Origin of the sequence: Bifidobacterium saguinibicoloris (assembly GCF_019331725.1) — a bacterium.
GTDB lineage: Bacteria > Actinomycetota > Actinomycetes > Actinomycetales > Bifidobacteriaceae > Bifidobacterium > Bifidobacterium saguinibicoloris.
The window spans coordinates 31,509-47,368 of the sequence record NZ_JAHBBF010000006.1 but is presented as its reverse complement, the minus strand read 5'-3'; the positions used below and the strand labels follow the sequence as shown (position 1 = coordinate 47,368).

The 15,860-nt window shown below is 67.1% G+C and carries 9 protein-coding genes; all 9 read left to right on the top strand.

Going from position 1 to position 15,860, the window contains the following annotated elements; translation table 11 throughout:
• Positions 1-4 precede the first annotated feature (4 nt).
• Entirely contained in the window at positions 5-1,516 is a 1,512-nt protein-coding gene (locus tag KIH78_RS05425) for a DUF3375 family protein (RefSeq protein ID WP_219131572.1), read from the top strand.
• A complete protein-coding gene (locus KIH78_RS05420; RefSeq protein WP_214312452.1) occupies positions 1,513-2,202 on the top strand; it encodes a DUF4194 domain-containing protein in 690 nt (229 codons plus the stop codon). Before KIH78_RS05425 ends, KIH78_RS05420 begins: the two co-directional genes overlap by 4 nt.
• 2 nt (positions 2,203-2,204) lie before the next feature.
• Positions 2,205-5,732: an ATP-binding protein gene (locus KIH78_RS05415; RefSeq protein ID WP_219131571.1), complete on the top strand. Its 3,528-nt coding sequence runs from the start codon at positions 2,205-2,207 to the stop codon at positions 5,730-5,732.
• A gap of 178 nt (positions 5,733-5,910) precedes the next feature.
• Positions 5,911-8,904: an excinuclease ABC subunit UvrA gene (uvrA, locus tag KIH78_RS05410; RefSeq protein ID WP_214312446.1), complete on the top strand. Its 2,994-nt coding sequence runs from the start codon at positions 5,911-5,913 to the stop codon at positions 8,902-8,904.
• Entirely contained in the window at positions 8,901-11,282 is a 2,382-nt protein-coding gene (uvrC, locus tag KIH78_RS05405; protein WP_219131570.1) for an excinuclease ABC subunit UvrC, read from the top strand. The genes uvrA and uvrC overlap by 4 nt, the downstream gene beginning before the upstream one ends.
• A gap of 98 nt (positions 11,283-11,380) precedes the next feature.
• The gene (locus KIH78_RS05400) at positions 11,381-12,352 is read left to right on the top strand and encodes a shikimate dehydrogenase family protein (RefSeq protein WP_219131633.1); all 972 of its coding nucleotides are present in this window, start codon (positions 11,381-11,383) and stop codon (positions 12,350-12,352) included.
• A gap of 41 nt (positions 12,353-12,393) precedes the next feature.
• A complete protein-coding gene (gene rapZ / locus KIH78_RS05395; protein ID WP_219131569.1) occupies positions 12,394-13,329 on the top strand; it encodes an RNase adapter RapZ in 936 nt (311 codons plus the stop codon).
• Positions 13,330-13,481: 152 nt separating this feature from the next.
• Entirely contained in the window at positions 13,482-14,429 is a 948-nt protein-coding gene (gene whiA, locus KIH78_RS05390) for a DNA-binding protein WhiA (protein WP_219131568.1), read from the top strand.
• Between the two features lie 156 nt (positions 14,430-14,585).
• Positions 14,586-15,791: a phosphoglycerate kinase gene (locus KIH78_RS05385; RefSeq protein WP_214312433.1), complete on the top strand. Its 1,206-nt coding sequence runs from the start codon at positions 14,586-14,588 to the stop codon at positions 15,789-15,791.
• The last annotated feature ends 69 nt before the right edge of the window (positions 15,792-15,860 follow it).

The following is a 15,860-nucleotide window of genomic DNA, read 5'->3' as shown; positions in this document are numbered from 1 at the left end:
CGCCATGGGCGATGCGCGACGGGAGATGGAGCGGCTGCGGCCGGTCTACGAGACCGGCGTCCTCAGGCTGCTGCTGCGCCGCAACTCACGCCTGTACGTGGCGTTGCTGCGCGCCGCGTTCGATCCGCTCACCGGCGAGCTTCCCCGCGAGAGCGTGGAGGAGCGTTTCGCCCAGGGGCTCGCCTCCCTTGCCGACATCGGCGAATACACCCCGGACCCGGAACAGACATGGGGCGAGGCGGCCCACCGCGTACTCGTGGACCTGTCCCGTGAGGGCGACGGGGAATACGCGTGGCTCGCCAACTCGCATGACGTCGCATCGCACAGGTTCCTCTACCGCCTCACCGCGCGTGCGCACCGCGCCATCGAGGCGCTGGGACGGCTGGAGGACGAATCCCGCACCCTGTCCGGCGCGCAGGCCAACAGCATCATCATGGAGATCGAGCATGCCCGCATGCAGCTCACCGCCGATCCCGGCGAACGTGTGCGTCTGCTCAACCGCGAGATCAAGGAACGCAGGCACGAGATCAAGCGCATCCAGCAGGGGCAGCAGCGCGAGACGCTCGACGAATCGCAGGTGGAGGACGTCATCGCCGTCATCCACAACACGTTGCGCGGCGTGCCCATCGACCTGCGGGAACTCGTGCTCGCCGAACGCGACAACGGCGACGCGCTGCGGCGGCGCATGCAGGCCGGCGACATGAGCGTCGACGAGATACTGGGCGCCTACAACGCCGAATACCGCGCCGACTTCGGCGAATCCGACATCGGACGTCGATTCGAGGACGCCTTCCAGGTGATCATCACCGACGAAGGACGCCAACAGATCGACGACGCGATGCGCGACATCGCGAGAACCCCGTATCTGGCGGGGGAGTCCTCCGCGCTGCTCGGGCAGGTGCGCGAGGAGCTCGCCCACATCTACGACGGCATCGAGGCGGTGCGCGCCCAGATGCGCATCTCCAACGAGGAGATCGGCAGACTCGTGCGCCAGCAGACCGACACCCGGTACCGGTCCATGCTCGCACGGCTCAACCGCCTATACACGGCACTCAACGACGACGCGAAGGCGCATCCGGGCGGCGAGGACAGGCCCTACGGCACGGACGTCGCCGGAGTCAGGCTCCCGCCGCTGCCCACGCGGCCGGCCCGGTCGATGACACGCAAGCCGGCCGCGGGACTGGACGGGGGCGATGGCGACGTGACGGCGCCGCGCATCGACCTCAAGGCCCTGGTCGACCATGGCGGGCCGCGTCTGCGCCGCATGATGACGCTCATCCGGCGCAATCCGGTGATGGACGGGGACGGCATCGACGTCGCCGCCAGCTTCAACCGGCTGCCGCAGACCGACAGGCGGGAAAGCGAGCTCGTCGGATTCCTCGGCGCGATCGGCGGGCAGGGAAGCGGCGACGCCATCTGGCATTGCGTGACGATCGACGGCGGGCCGCGCGACTGGCGTACGCGGCCGCTGACCGCCAGCATGGACGAATTGGACGCCATCATGGAGGAAGGATGACCATGGACGAGGAGACCAACCCCTACGCCCTGTTCGAAGGGGACCGCGGCGACATGAGCGCGGACGCGCGACGGGCCGCCATCGCGCTCAAGCGCGAGCGGTACATCGAAGGCGAACTGTACGACCTCGTCGACGAGAACAGGGACGCCGTCATCCGTTCGCTCAACAACGACATGCTCGCCCTCGTCGATGACGAACGCCACCGCATCATGTACGCGACGCCCGTCACCGGACCGGACGTCACGCTGCGCTCGCTCAAGACGCGCACCAGCCTCAGGCGGGAGGAGGCCGCCCTGCTCGCGTTCCTACGCATCCGCGTGCTCGAATATGAGAACATGAGGGTGTCCGAAGACCAGTGGATCGCGGGATTCGACGAGATCCGCGCCGCGCTCGCCGGCGGAGCCGGATACCTTGCCTCGAGCAACGACGAGGAAGGCGTGCTCAGGCAGGTGGGCGCGCTCGTCAATACGATGGTCACCTACGGCTATCTGGCCGCCACCGCCGACGCGGCCATGTACCGGATCACGCCGCTCGTCCCCGTCGTGCTCGACCGTGGTCTGGCGGACGCATGGCTCGGCGTGGCCGCCGGGAACGACGACGTTGACGAAGGCTCCGACACCGCTCTGCCCGGCGCCGATGAGGGTGGAGCCGACGGGATGGATGCCGATACGGAAGAGGAGGAGTGACGATGGCCGCCAGGGAACTGCAGATGATCGCCGACCGGTGGATGCTGGAAAGCCGCCGCCTCGTCAACTGGGGCTCGTATCAGGGCTACCACGAGTTCAGACCGTCGACCGACCCCGAACTGCCCGTGACGCTGCTCGCTGGAGCCAGCGAATCCGGCAAATCCACGCTCGTCGACGCGCAGATCTCGCTGCTGTACCCGACGGGCACCCCGTTCAACAAGGCATCGAACTCCGGCCGGTCCGAACGCAGCGACTACACGTATCTGCGTGGCATGACCGGCGTGGGCAGCACCGCGGACGGCGACGAGCCGATCTATCTGCGCGGCCGCGACGCCGACGGGGCGCCGCAGGCCATCTGGGGCGCCATCGTGGACACCTACGTGAACGCCACCAGCGGACAGACGCTGTCCTGCGCCAAGTTCCTGTACCTGACGGCGGGCGACGGCCGCGGCGACGTGCGACGGCAGTACGCGGCATGGGGCAGGGCGATCGACCCGCGGCTCATGGACGCCTATCGCGACCATCCGTTCACGCCCACCCAACTGAAGGACACGTACCCGGGGTGCGAGACCTTCACCAGCGCCGACGCGTTCCATGAGCACATCTGGAACATGATGGGACTCAGCGAGGAGGCGTGCAGGCTCCTGCACAAGATCCAATCGGCCGACGCCCCGTCAAGACTCGACGACATCTTCAAACAGGGTGTGCTCGGCGTGCCGGAAGCCCTGGACCTCGCGCGGGACACCGTCGCCGACTACGAGCGCTACGAGGCGAACTTCAACGAAATCGAGGAGAAGGCGAGACGCGTGGCGACGCTCGCCGGCATCCGGGACTCCTACGACGCCTATGCGGCCGCGCGCCTGCGGGTGCGGGAGCTCGACCCCATCGACCCCGGGAGGGAACAGGGGGCGGCGGCCATACGGCGCTGGGCGATGGCCCGCATGACGGCAGAAGTCGCCGAACGCCTGCCCGTCGACGAACGGGAACATCGCGAGCATCAGGCCGCCGCCGAAGCCGCCTTCCGCGACAGCGAGAAGATCCGCGCCGGCATCGAGGCCATCCGGGACCGCATCAGGGGATTGGACGGCGGCAATCTCGCGCGGCTGGAGACGGAACTCGACCAGGCCCGGCGTGCGCTCGCCGACGTGAGAACGAACCGCGGACGCATCGAAGAGGGGTTCGTGGCGATCGACGAGACGATGCCCGGTGACGAACATGCGTGGACGGAACGGCGCATCGCCGCGGTGGACTTCACTCGCCTCTACGACCGGCGTGCACAGGAGCTGGACGAGGAGCGCGACCAGGCGGTCGCAGCCCGCTCCGAGGCGAACGGGGAACTGCGTCGCCTCGAACGTGACTACGAACGTCAGAAGGCGCAGCGCACCCGCATCACCCAGCAGATGGACGAGACCCGCGCCATGCTGTGCCGGGCCACCGGACTGGGCGCCGACGAGCTGCCGTACGTCGCCGAGCTCATGGACGTGCGCGAGGATGAGGAACGATGGCGTCTCGCCATGAACGTCACCTACGGCGCCATCGCGCAGACCATCCTCGTCGACAAACGGCATGAACGGGGCTTCGCCGCCAAGGTCAGCGCTATCGACCCCCATGCGATGGCGCGGCGGACCTGGCAGTTCGTCGACACCTCGGCGGAGGCCGGCGCGGGCGACGGGACGCGGGCGTCGGAGAAGAACGGACCCTGGATGTCCTCCAAGCTGCGGTATCGCGACGATTCGCCGTTCGTCGGATGGCTGCGCGAACAGACCTCATCCGAACGGTTCGACGCCGTATGCGTCGACGCCATCGACGACACCGACCGTGATCGGCGGCAGGTGCAGGCCGACGGGCAGATCAAAAGCGGCCGGCGCGGACAACATGGCGTCAAGGACCGGCGCGAAGTCATTGGATACGTCAACGAGTCCTACCTCGAAGCGTTGGAGCGCGGCATCGCCGAAGCCAGAGAGCGCGCGGCACAGGCCGGACACGACTACGCGGACGCGAAGCGGCGATCCGAGACGCTGCGCAGCGGGCTCGAACTCGCCAAGCAGCTCGCCTACACCTCATGGGAGAACGTCGACGTCGAATCCGCTTCGGCCAAGGTGAGCGAGCTCGAATCATCCATCGAGGCAATCCGGAACAACCCTGAGCTCGCCGAACTCGTGCGGCGCAGGGAGACGATGGAGCAGGAGCTCGAGCGCAGCGAGCAGCATCGGTTCAACGAAAAGCAGCAGGCCGACTCCGCCTCCGCGGCATGCGAGGCCGCCCGTCGGTGGCTGGACGACAACCGGGATGCGATGGCGGGGGAGCGTGGTGCCGGCCAGGATGCCGACCCCATGCCGGACGACGAAACGGGCGCGGTGCTCGACCACTCCTACGGGAACGCGTTCTCCGGGGTTCCGGACGCGCTGCGCGCCCACATGATCATCGGGGCCGGCGGCGGCCCGGCCGTGGGCACGCCGTTCCCGGAACGTCTCATCGCCGGGATGCGTGACGATGTGGCCTCCCACATCGGGATGCTGGTCGAGCGGTCTCGCGCCGCGAAGGACGTGGTCGAGACGAGGATGGAATCGTACAAGGCCATGTACGCCGCGGACGACGACGCGCTGTCCGCCACCGTGGACGACTACCGGTACTATCTCGACGAACTGGACGGTCTCTCCCGTCTGACCGCGGGATCCGCGACCGACGCCGAGTACCGGCGTTGCCTGGAGCAGCTGCTCATGAGTCTGCTGACCATCAAACGCGCCATCGACACCGACGAGGCCGACATCCGCGACCAGCTCGACCGCATCAACGCCATGCTCGACGGGCAACGGTTCGGTCCCAAGCACGGCAGTCTGTCGTTGCATGCGGACGTACGCAGGCCCGACCGTGTCTTCGCCGCGCAGCTCATGCGGGCGATCGGGACGCTCAACGACTGGAAGTCGTCGGGAGACGGCGACACGGCGGCCATGCGCAAGGTGTTCGCCTCGTGCGGCGGCGTCATCGGCCTGCTGCGGGCCCAGCTCGCACAGGTGAGGGACGCGAACGGCGTGAGAAGCTATGGCGCGCGCGACCTCGATCCCCGGTGCCGCTCGGCCTTCTATGCGATCGTGCACCATGAGAACGGGCCCGACGAGCGCATCACCTCCACCGGAGGACGGTCCGGCGGCGCCCTCCAGGAACTCACCTCCTTCGTCTACGGCGCCGCGCTCATCTACCTGCTCGGCGGCGGCATGGAGAACCGGCTCAAGCCGAGCTATACGACGCTGTTCCTCGACGAGGCGCTCATCAAGGCGGACGGCCGCTACACCCAGCGCGCCCTCACCGTGCTGCCGCGCCTCGGCTTCCAGGTGATCGTCTCCGCGCCGGAAAGCAAGACCGGCGAGATCCTCGAGGTGTCCACCAAGGCGTACGTCACCTACAAGGACCCGGACACCGGCCTCACCTCCCTGCGTGAGGCCGTGCTCGAAGGCTTCGGAACACAGGATCCAGACCATGGGGCCCGTGGACAGGAACCGTCGGCGGATGAGGAGGAGGCGCGGTCATGAGCCGTATGAAAAGCGTGAGGGAATGAGATGACCCGCCGCTTCCGGGAAAGAGACACGCCTATCGAACATGTGTTCGATATGAGTCGGGGTTTCGGGTATTCTTGGTGCGGGAAATTCCCGGTCCTCAGGGGCCGATCGGCAGGCGGACCGCGACATGCGGCGGAAGGCGGGGTGTGCGATGGCGGTGAAACGGAAGACCACGAACGGCAGGAGCGGCGAGGTCGTCGTCGAGAAGGTGATGACCAGCGATTCGTTCCTCACGCGTGAGATCCGCAAGGCGCCGCTCGTCGAGCATGACGGTTCGCTCGTGGCGGACATCTCGCACATTCCCAACGACCTCAAGATCACCATCCAGGGCGCCCGCGAGCACAACCTCAAGAACGTGGACCTCGCCATCCCGCGCAACCGCATGGTGGTGTTCACCGGACTGTCCGGCTCGGGCAAATCCTCGCTCGCGTTCGACACCCTGTTCGCCGAAGGCCAGCGCCGCTACGTCGAATCGCTGTCCGCGTACGCGCGCCAGTTCCTCGGCCAGATGGACAAGCCCGACGTGGACTTCATCGAAGGCCTGAGCCCCGCCGTCTCCATCGATCAGAAGACCACGAACCGCAACCCGCGCTCCACCGTCGGCACCATCACCGAGATCTACGACTACCTCAGGCTCCTGTTCGCCCGCACCGGCGTGCCGCACTGCCCCGAATGCGGCGAACCGGTCGCCTCGCAGACCCCGCAGCAGATCGTCGACATCCTGATGGACTACCCGGAACGTACCCGCTTCCAGATTCTCGCGCCGGTCGTCAAAGGCCGCAAGGGCGAGTTCGTGGACATGCTGGAGCTGCTGCGTTCCGACGGCTACGCCCGCGCGCTCATCGACGGCGAGATGACGCAGCTCGGCGACGACATCAAGCTCGCCAAGCAGAAGAAGCACACCATCGAGGTCGTCATCGACCGTCTCGTCGTCAAGGACGGCATGCGCCAGCGCCTCACCGATTCCGTCGAGACGGCGCTGAAACTTGCCAACGGATCCATCGTCATCGACTTCGTCGACGAGGAGGAGGGCTCTCCCGCGCGCCGCCGCCCGTTCTCCGAACACCGCAGCTGTCCGAATGGCCACGTGCTCGAACTCGACGAGATCGAACCGCGCACCTTCTCCTTCAACGCGCCCTACGGCGCATGCCCCGCATGCACCGGGCTCGGTTTCAAGCTCGAGATCGACCCGGAGCTCGTCATCTCCGATCCGGACAAGTCGCTGGCGGAAGGCGTCATCGAACCGTGGAGCAACACGAAGATGACCTCCCAGTACTACGGGCATATCCTCGAGGGCCTCGCCAAGGAGATGGGGTTCTCGATGCGCACCCCGTGGAAGGACCTCCCATCAGATGTGCGCCATGACATCCTCTACGGCCACGAGTTCAAAGTCAATGTCTCCTACCGCAACCGCTGGGGACGTCTGCGCGAATACTCCACCGGCTTCGAGGGCGTGATCCGCACGCTCATGCGTCGGCACGAAGAGACCGACTCGCAGTCCATGAAGGAATACTACGAGTCGTACATGCGCGAGGTGCCCTGCCAGGTGTGCAAGGGCATGAGGCTCAAGCCCGAGGTGCTCGCCGTCACCGTCGAGGGGAAGTCCATCTTCGACGTCACGGACATGCCCGTCGTGCGCGAGCTCGAATGGGTCAACGGTCTGAAGCTCGAAGGCTCGGCCGCCATGATCGCCGGGGAGGTGCTCAAGGAGATCCGGGCCAGGCTTGGATTCCTCAACGACGTCGGCCTTGACTACCTCACCCTCTCGCGCGCCGCGGCGACCCTGTCCGGCGGCGAGGCGCAGCGCATCAGGCTCGCCACGCAGATCGGCTCCGGTCTCGTCGGTGTCATGTACGTGCTCGACGAACCGTCCATCGGCCTGCACCAGCGGGACAACGCGCGTCTCATCGAGACGCTCCACCACCTGCGTGACCTCGGCAACACGCTCATCGTCGTCGAACACGACGAGGACACCATCCGCGGCGCCGACTGGCTCGTCGACATCGGACCTGGCGCCGGCGAACACGGCGGCGAGGTCGTATACTCGGGGCCGGCGAAGCACCTCGTCGAAGCGAAACGCTCCATCACCGGCGACTACATCGCGCACCGGCGCGAGATCGCCGTGCCCGAACACCGCCGCAAGGTCAACAGGACCGCGCAACTCAAGGTCGTCGGCGCGCGCGAGAACAACCTGAAGAACATCGACGTGAGCTTCCCCTTGGGCGTGTTCACCGTCGTCACCGGCGTGTCCGGCTCAGGCAAATCCTCGCTCGTCAACTCGATCCTTTACCCGGTGCTCGCGGACAAGCTCAACGGCGCACGCATCGTGCCCGGCAAACACCGGCGCGTGGAGGGCGTCGACCAGGTGCGCAAGGTCATCCACGTCGACCAGAACCCGATCGGCCGCACGCCGCGCTCCAACCCCGCCACCTATACCGGCGTGTGGGACAAGATCAGGGCCCTGTTCGCCAAGACCCCCGAGGCGCAGGTGCGCGGCTACGGGCCCGGACGGTTCTCCTTCAACGTCAAGGGCGGGCGCTGCGAGGCCTGCCACGGCGACGGCACGCTCAAGATCGAGATGAACTTCCTGCCGGATGTGTACGTGGAATGCGAGACCTGCCACGGCAAACGGTACAACCGCGAGACTCTCGAGGTGAAATACAACGGCAAGACGGTCTCCGACATCCTCGACATGCCCATCGAGGAGGCGGCCGACTTCTTCAAGGCGTACACCGGCATCTCCCGGTATCTGAAGACCCTCGTGGACGTCGGCCTCGGATACATCCGTCTCGGCCAGCCCGCCCCCACCCTCTCCGGCGGCGAATCGCAGCGCGTCAAACTCGCCACCGAGCTCCAGCGCCGCTCCGACGGGAAAACGGTGTACATCCTCGACGAGCCCACCACCGGCCTGCACTTCGAGGACGTCAACAAACTGCTCAAGGTGCTGCAGGGTCTCGTCGACAAGGGCAACACGGTCATCGTCATCGAACACAACCTCGACGTGGTCAAGTCGGCCGACTGGATCATCGACCTCGGACCCGAGGGCGGCGACGGTGGTGGCACCGTCGTCACGCAGGGCACGCCGGAACAGGTGGCGGCGTGCGGGGAGTCGTGGACCGGCAGGTTCCTCAAGGACATGCTGTGACGAACGACATCGAACGGCATGCGCCGGAGACCTGGCGCAGGACCGCCGAAGCGTTGCGGGCCGACCAGGGCGCGGCGACGTCCGGTTCCCCCGACGGGAGTCCGGACGTCGCCGCGGGCAAGGTCAACAGGAACGGGGCGCCGCTGCTCGGCGACTCGCGCGACCTGTTCCGCCCGAAAACCTCGGACATCCCGGCCAGTCCGGGCGTATACAAGTGGCGCGACGGCGAAGGCCGCGTCATCTACGTGGGCAAGGCCAAGAACCTGCGCAACCGGCTGACCAACTACTTCCAGCCGCTGTACCTGCTGCACCCGCGCACGCAGACCATGGTGCTCACCGCCCGCAGCCTCGAATGGACGGTCGTGGGGACCGAACTCGAATCGCTGACCCTCGAATACACGTGGATCAAGGAGTTCGACCCGCGGTTCAACGTGCAGTTCCGTGACGACAAGACGTATCCGTACCTTGCGGTCTCGGTGGACGAGAAGGTGCCGCGCGTATGGGTGACGCGCAGCCGCCGACGTCATGGGGCGCGGTATTTCGGCCCCTATGCGAAGGTGTGGGACCTGCGCCACGGTCTCGACCGCCTGCTGCGTGCCTTCCCGGTACGCACCTGTACGGCGGGTGCCTACCGCAAGGCGGAGATGAGCGGTCGTCCGTGTCTGCTCGCCTCCATCGGCAAATGCTCCGCCCCCTGCGTGGGACGGATCGACCCCTCCGAACACCGCCGCATGTGCGAACGGCTCATCGGCGTGATGACCGGACGGCTGGGACGCCCGTACATCGCGCAGCTCACGCGGGACATGAAGGAGGCCGCCGCGGACCTCGAATTCGAGAAGGCCGCGCGCCTGCGCGACGAGATCCAGATGCTCTCCACCGTCGTCGAGCAGAACGCCGTCGTCTTCGACCAGGACGTGGACGCCGACGTCTACGGCTTCGCCTCCGACGAGCTCGAGGCGTCCGTGCATGCGTTCCATGTGCGGGCGGGATCGATCCGCGGCGAACGCAACTGGAGCGTCGAACGCGTCGAGGACATCGACGACGCCGACCTCATGGCCGGCCTCATCGTGCAGGTCTACTCCGAACTGACCGGCAGCGAGGCGGAGAACCTTCCCCGGGCTGACGGCGACGGCAGGGTGAAGGAGCGGCGCGAGGCCATCGGCTCCACGCAGACCGTGACCGCGGTGGACGCCCAAGCGCGCGCCCAGGCCACCCGTGAGCGCAACGCGCGTCAGGACGTCACCGGGCGCGCCGACCTGCTCGCGCCGATCGCTCCGGTGCCGCGCGAGGTCATCGTGCCGGTCGAGCCATCCCGCCGCGAGGAGCTCGAAGGATGGCTCACCGGGCTGCGCGGGGGAGCGGTCTCCATCCGCGTCGCCTCGCGAGGCGACAAGAAGCGGCTCATGGACCGGGCGGACGAGAACGCCGACCAGGCGCTCCGTCGCAGCAAGCTGAGCCGCATCTCCGACATGGGTTCCCGCACGCAGGCCATGAACGATGTCGCCGACGCGCTGGGCCTCGACGAGGCCCCGTTGCGCATCGAATGCTACGACATCTCCAACACCGTCGGAGGCGCATACCAGGTCGCCTCCATGGTGGTGTTCGAGGACGCCGTGGCGAAGAAATCCGAGTACCGTCGCTTCGCCATCCGGGGAGGGGACGGCCGTGGCGCGCTCGACGACCTCAGCGCCCTGTACGAGACGCTGACGCGCCGGTTCCGCCACGGCAACGTCGCCGGGGATTCCGGTGACAGCCTCGACGCGGAGCGTCGCGCGAAGGCGGCGTCCGCCGCGTCGGCGCATGCGGGCGCGGCGGACGGGACGGACGCCTCCGACGCCTCCGACGCCGTGGTCCAGCAGAACACGGATCGCCATCGTTTCGCCTACAAGCCGAACCTCGTCGTGGTCGACGGCGGCAGGCCGCAGGTCATGGCCGCGGCCAAAGCGCTGCGCGACTGCGGCGTCGACGACGTGGCGGTATGCGGACTGGCGAAGCGTCTCGAGGAGGTGTGGGTGCCGGACGACGACTATCCGATCATCCTCAAACGACAGTCCGAAGGCATGTACCTGCTGCAGCGCGTGCGCGACGAGTCGCATCGTTTCGCCATCACCTACCACCGGCAGACCCGTCGCAAGGGCGCGCTGCACAGCGCCCTCGACGACATCCCCGGCGTCGGCGCGACCAACAGGAAGCGCCTGCTCGCCCATTTCGGCTCGGTCCGCGCCATGCGCGGGGCGAGCGTCGAAGAACTCGAGGCGGTCAAGGGCATCGGACGCGCCAAGGCGGAGGCGATCCATGCGGCATTGCACGCCGAGAGGGATGCCGTACAGGCCGTTCGGAAGGCGGACTCCGAGGGCACCGCCGTACGTGACGGGTGATCGTGCGGCGGAACCGTCCGGGCGAAATCATCCGCCCGAGGTGTTCTTCGAGTAGGATGGGCGACAGACGCCCGGTAGCCAAGGAGGGAAGCATGACGATCGCCAATCGGTGCGCGGTGCTCGGCAAGCCGATCGCGCATTCGCTGTCACCGGTCCTGCACAACGCCGCATACCGTTCGCTGGGACTCGACGACTGGTCCTACGACAGACACGAGGTGGGGGAGTCGGATCTGGACGCCTTCCTCAAGAGTCTTGACCCCACGTGGCGCGGACTCAGCCTGACCATGCCCCTGAAGAAGACCATCCAGCCGTACGGCACACCACGCAATGTATGGGCACGCGAGCTGCACGTGGCCAACACCGCGGTGTTCGACTGGTCGAAGGCGACGCATGACGATTCGTCATGGCCCCATGGGCGACCGGGCATCAGGCTCTACAACACCGACGTGGCGGGCATCCAGCTCGCCTTCGACCACGCCGAACGCGAATTCGGTCTGCACGGGGGCGGCGTGGGCGAGGGACGTGCGCTCATCATCGGCAACGGCAACACCGCCACCTCCGCCGTGGCGGCATGCATGATGATGCCGCGGATCGGACGCATCACCATCGCCGCGCGCCACCCCGGACGCGATCTGGGGCTTGACGGCGCCGCGAGGATCTTCACCGGCGAGGCCCGGCGTCCCTATGACGAGATCGATCTGAACGATGCGGACGCCGTGACCGAGGCGGCGCGCGGGGCCACCCACGTCATCAACACCATCCCCGGGCACGCCGCCGACGGCGTCGCCGCGAGGCTCGACGCGTCCGGGGCGACGTTCCGCGGGCTGCTGCTGGACGTCGTCTACGATCCGCGCCCGACGAGACTCATGCAGGTGTGGCGCGCCCATGGCGGCCGGGCGATCGGCGGTGAAGAGATGCTGCTGTATCAGGGGCTCATCCAGGTGCTGCTCATGACCGGCATCTGGGACGACGACCCGCCGTCCGACGCCGATCGGCGGCTGCAGGACGTCACCGTGGACGACGACCATCTGGAGATCGCCATGCGGCGTGCGCTGGAGGAGGCCCTATGAGCGGGAACGGCACGGACGGAAACGATCGGAAGGAAGAGGCCATGGATGTCGTCGACGTGAACGGCAGAGCGAAGACCGAGGACCGCCCGGCCCCCGCGGACGGCTTCGAGGTGCTGCTCATCACGGGCATGTCCGGCGCGGGACGGTCCCATGCGGCCGACTGCGTGGAGGACATGGGCTGGTACGTCGTCGACAACCTGCCCCCCAAGCTGCTCGTCCCTCTCGTCGACATGATGACCAACGCGGGAGGCGGCAAAGGCGTGCATAAGCTCGCCGCCGTCATCGACGTACGGTCCAGGTCCTACTTCGACGACCTCAACGAGGTGCTGAGCCATCTGGACGATCTCGGCGTGCACACGCGCATCCTGTTCCTCGACGCCCGGGACGACGTGCTCGTCAAGCGGTACGAGTCGGTGCGCCGGCCGCATCCGCTCCAGCATGGCAACCGTCTCATCGACGGCATCAACGAGGAGCGGGCCCTGCTTGCGAATCTCAAGGAACGCGCCGACATGGTGATCGACACGTCGGCGCTGTCCATCCATCAGCTGTCCACCAAGCTCTACGAGGCGATGGTCGGCAAGGGACCGTCCACCGTGGCCGTGCACATCTTCAGCTTCGGCTTCAAATACGGGACGCCCACCGATGCGGATTTCGTCGCCGACGTGCGTTTCCTGCCGAACCCGTTCTGGGTGCCGAGCCTGCGGGAGCTCACCGGACTCGACAAGCCCGTGTCCGACTACGTGCTGGGCAGCAAGGGGGCCGTGGAGTTCCTCGACGCCTATGAGCGGGCGCTGCTCATCGCCATCGAGGGGTACGCGAAGGAGGACAAGCACTTCGTCACCATCGCCGTCGGCTGCACCGGCGGCCAGCACCGTTCCGTGGCCATGAGCGAGGAGCTTGCGCGACGTTTGCGTTCACATGGGCTTGACGTCACCGTTTCCGCCAGGGAGCAGCGCAAGCGCGCCGAACGGCGCTGACCACATGCCGAGACGTGTTGCGCCAAAACCTGCGCCGCGCGGGAGGGTTGTCCAAGATAGCCGGTATCACGGAACTTCGGCGAACAGCGGGAACATGGTCCCCGCACCAAGCCCGGGACCATTGAGAGGGACGAGACTTAGGAGGTTGGCTCTTGGCTCTTCTGGATGATGTGAAAAGCGAGCTTGCTGCGCTTGAGGACGAGAAGGCGGACGCCAGGAAGGCGCAGGTCACCGCCATGATTCGTTTCGCCGGCGGGTTCACCAACAATGCGCAGAAGCAGATCGTCATGCTCGCCAACTTCGATTCGCTCGTCGCCGCCGAATGGCTGAAGACCAACATCGAAGACCTGTACAACCTCGAGGCCAAGCTCATCACGTCGACGAGAGCCACGCCGAAGGGACCGCACGAATACCATGTGGTCAAGGTGGAGCGCGGCGCGGTGAACCTCGCCGTCGCCACGGGTCTCATCGACCGCAACAAGGCCGTGCGCGGCCTGCCGGTCAAGATCGTCCAGGGCAAGATCGCGCAGGTCCGCGCCGCATGGCGCGGCGCGTTCATGGCCAAGGGTGCGCTGTCCGACCTGGGCAAGAACCCGTACATGGCCATCGTCTGCCCGAGCAACGAGGCCGCCATGGCCCTCGCCGGTCTGGCCCGCCGTCTCGGCATCACCGCCAAGCCCAGGCAGCTCACCAAGTCCTGCTGCGTGGCTCTGAGCGACCCGGATTCCATCGAGCGCATGCTCAACTCCATGGGTGCGGTGCGGTCCGCCCGCGATTGGACCGGCAAGCGCTCCGACGGGGAGACCCGCTCCAAGGCGAACCGTCTCGCCAACTTCGACGACGCCAACATGCGCAGGTCCGCCAAGGCCGCGGCCGAGGCGTGCGAGAAGGTGCGCAAGGCGTTCGAGCTGTTCGACGAGGCCGGTGTGGAAGTCCCCGACAACCTTCGCGCCGCCGGCCGCCTGCGTCTCGAGCACGGCGACGCCAGCCTCGAGGAGCTCGGGCGCATCGCCGACCCGCCCATCTCCAAGGACGCCATCGCAGGCCGCATCCGGCGTCTGCTTCAGCTGGCGGAGAAGACCGCCAAGGCGCGTGCATGACCGCACGCGCGTGAACGTCCGTGCCATCCCATGGCGATGAGCGGCGACGTTCCAAAAAATCCTGTGTCAGGCCCGCCTATCCGGCGGGCCTGATGTATTATGCGAAGTGGCAAGACACCGCCACTTTCCCGCGGAAGCGGTTATGAAAGGATATTCATGAAGACACTCAAGGATCTTGGAGATCTCAAGGGCAAGCGCGTTCTGGTGCGCGCCGATTTCAACGTCCCGCTGGACGGCACCACGATCACCGACGATGGCCGCATCAAGGCCGCCCTGCCGACGATCAAGACGCTGCGCGAGGAGGGTGCGAAGGTCATCCTGATGGCCCACCTCGGCCGTCCGAAGGGCAAGGTCGTCCCGGAGCTGTCCCTGGCCCCGGTCGCCAAGCGTCTGGGCGAGCTGCTCGGCGTCGAGGTCCCGCTGGCCAAGGACACCTACGGTGAGGACGCCCAGGCCAAGGTCGCCGCGATGAACGACGGCGACGTCGTCCTGCTCGAGAACGTGCGCTTCAACCCGGAGGAGACCAGCAAGGACCCGGCCGTGCGCGCCCCGTACGCCAAGAAGATCGCCGCCCTCGGCGAGGTCTTCGTCTCCGACGGCTTCGGTGTCGTGCACCGTGCCCAGGGCTCCAACTACGACGTGGCAGCCGATCTGCCGGCCGCCGCCGGCCTGCTGGTCGAGAAGGAGGTCAAGGCGCTGTCCAAGGCCACCGAGAACCCGGAGCGTCCGTTCACCGTCGTGCTCGGCGGCTCCAAGGTCTCCGACAAGCTCGGCGTCATCGAGAACCTGCTCGACAAGGCCAACCGTCTCGTCATCGGCGGCGGCATGGTCTTCACCTTCCTCAAGGCCAAGGGCTACGAGGTCGGCACCTCCCTGCTCGAGGAGGACCAGCTCGACAAGGTCAAGGGCTACATCGAGACCGCCGAGAAGAACGGCGTCGAGCTCGTGCTGCCGACCGACATCGTCGTGAACCCTGGCTTCCCGGCCGGCGACACCCCGGTCGCCCCGGAGGTCGTGTCCGCCGACGCCATCCCGGCCGACAAGATGGGTCTCGACATCGGCCCGGACTCCCAGAAGCTCTTCCACGACAAGATCGTGGACTCCAAGACCGTCGTGTGGAACGGCCCGATGGGCGTGTTCGAGATCCCGGAGTTCGCGGCCGGCACCAAGGCCGTGGCCCAGGGCCTCGTCGACGCGACCGCGGCCGGCGCCTTCACCATCGTCGGCGGTGGTGACTCCGCCTCCGCGGTGCGCAACCTCGGCTTCCCGGAGGATGGTTTCTCCCACATCTCCACCGGCGGCGGCGCCTCCCTCGAGTTCCTCGAGGGCAAGGAGCTCCCGGGCCTGAAGGTGCTCGAGTAGTCGAATCAATGAAGGCCGGCCCGCTGGGCATGGCCTGTCGGAAGGGGCGGCGGAAGCCGCCCCTTCCCG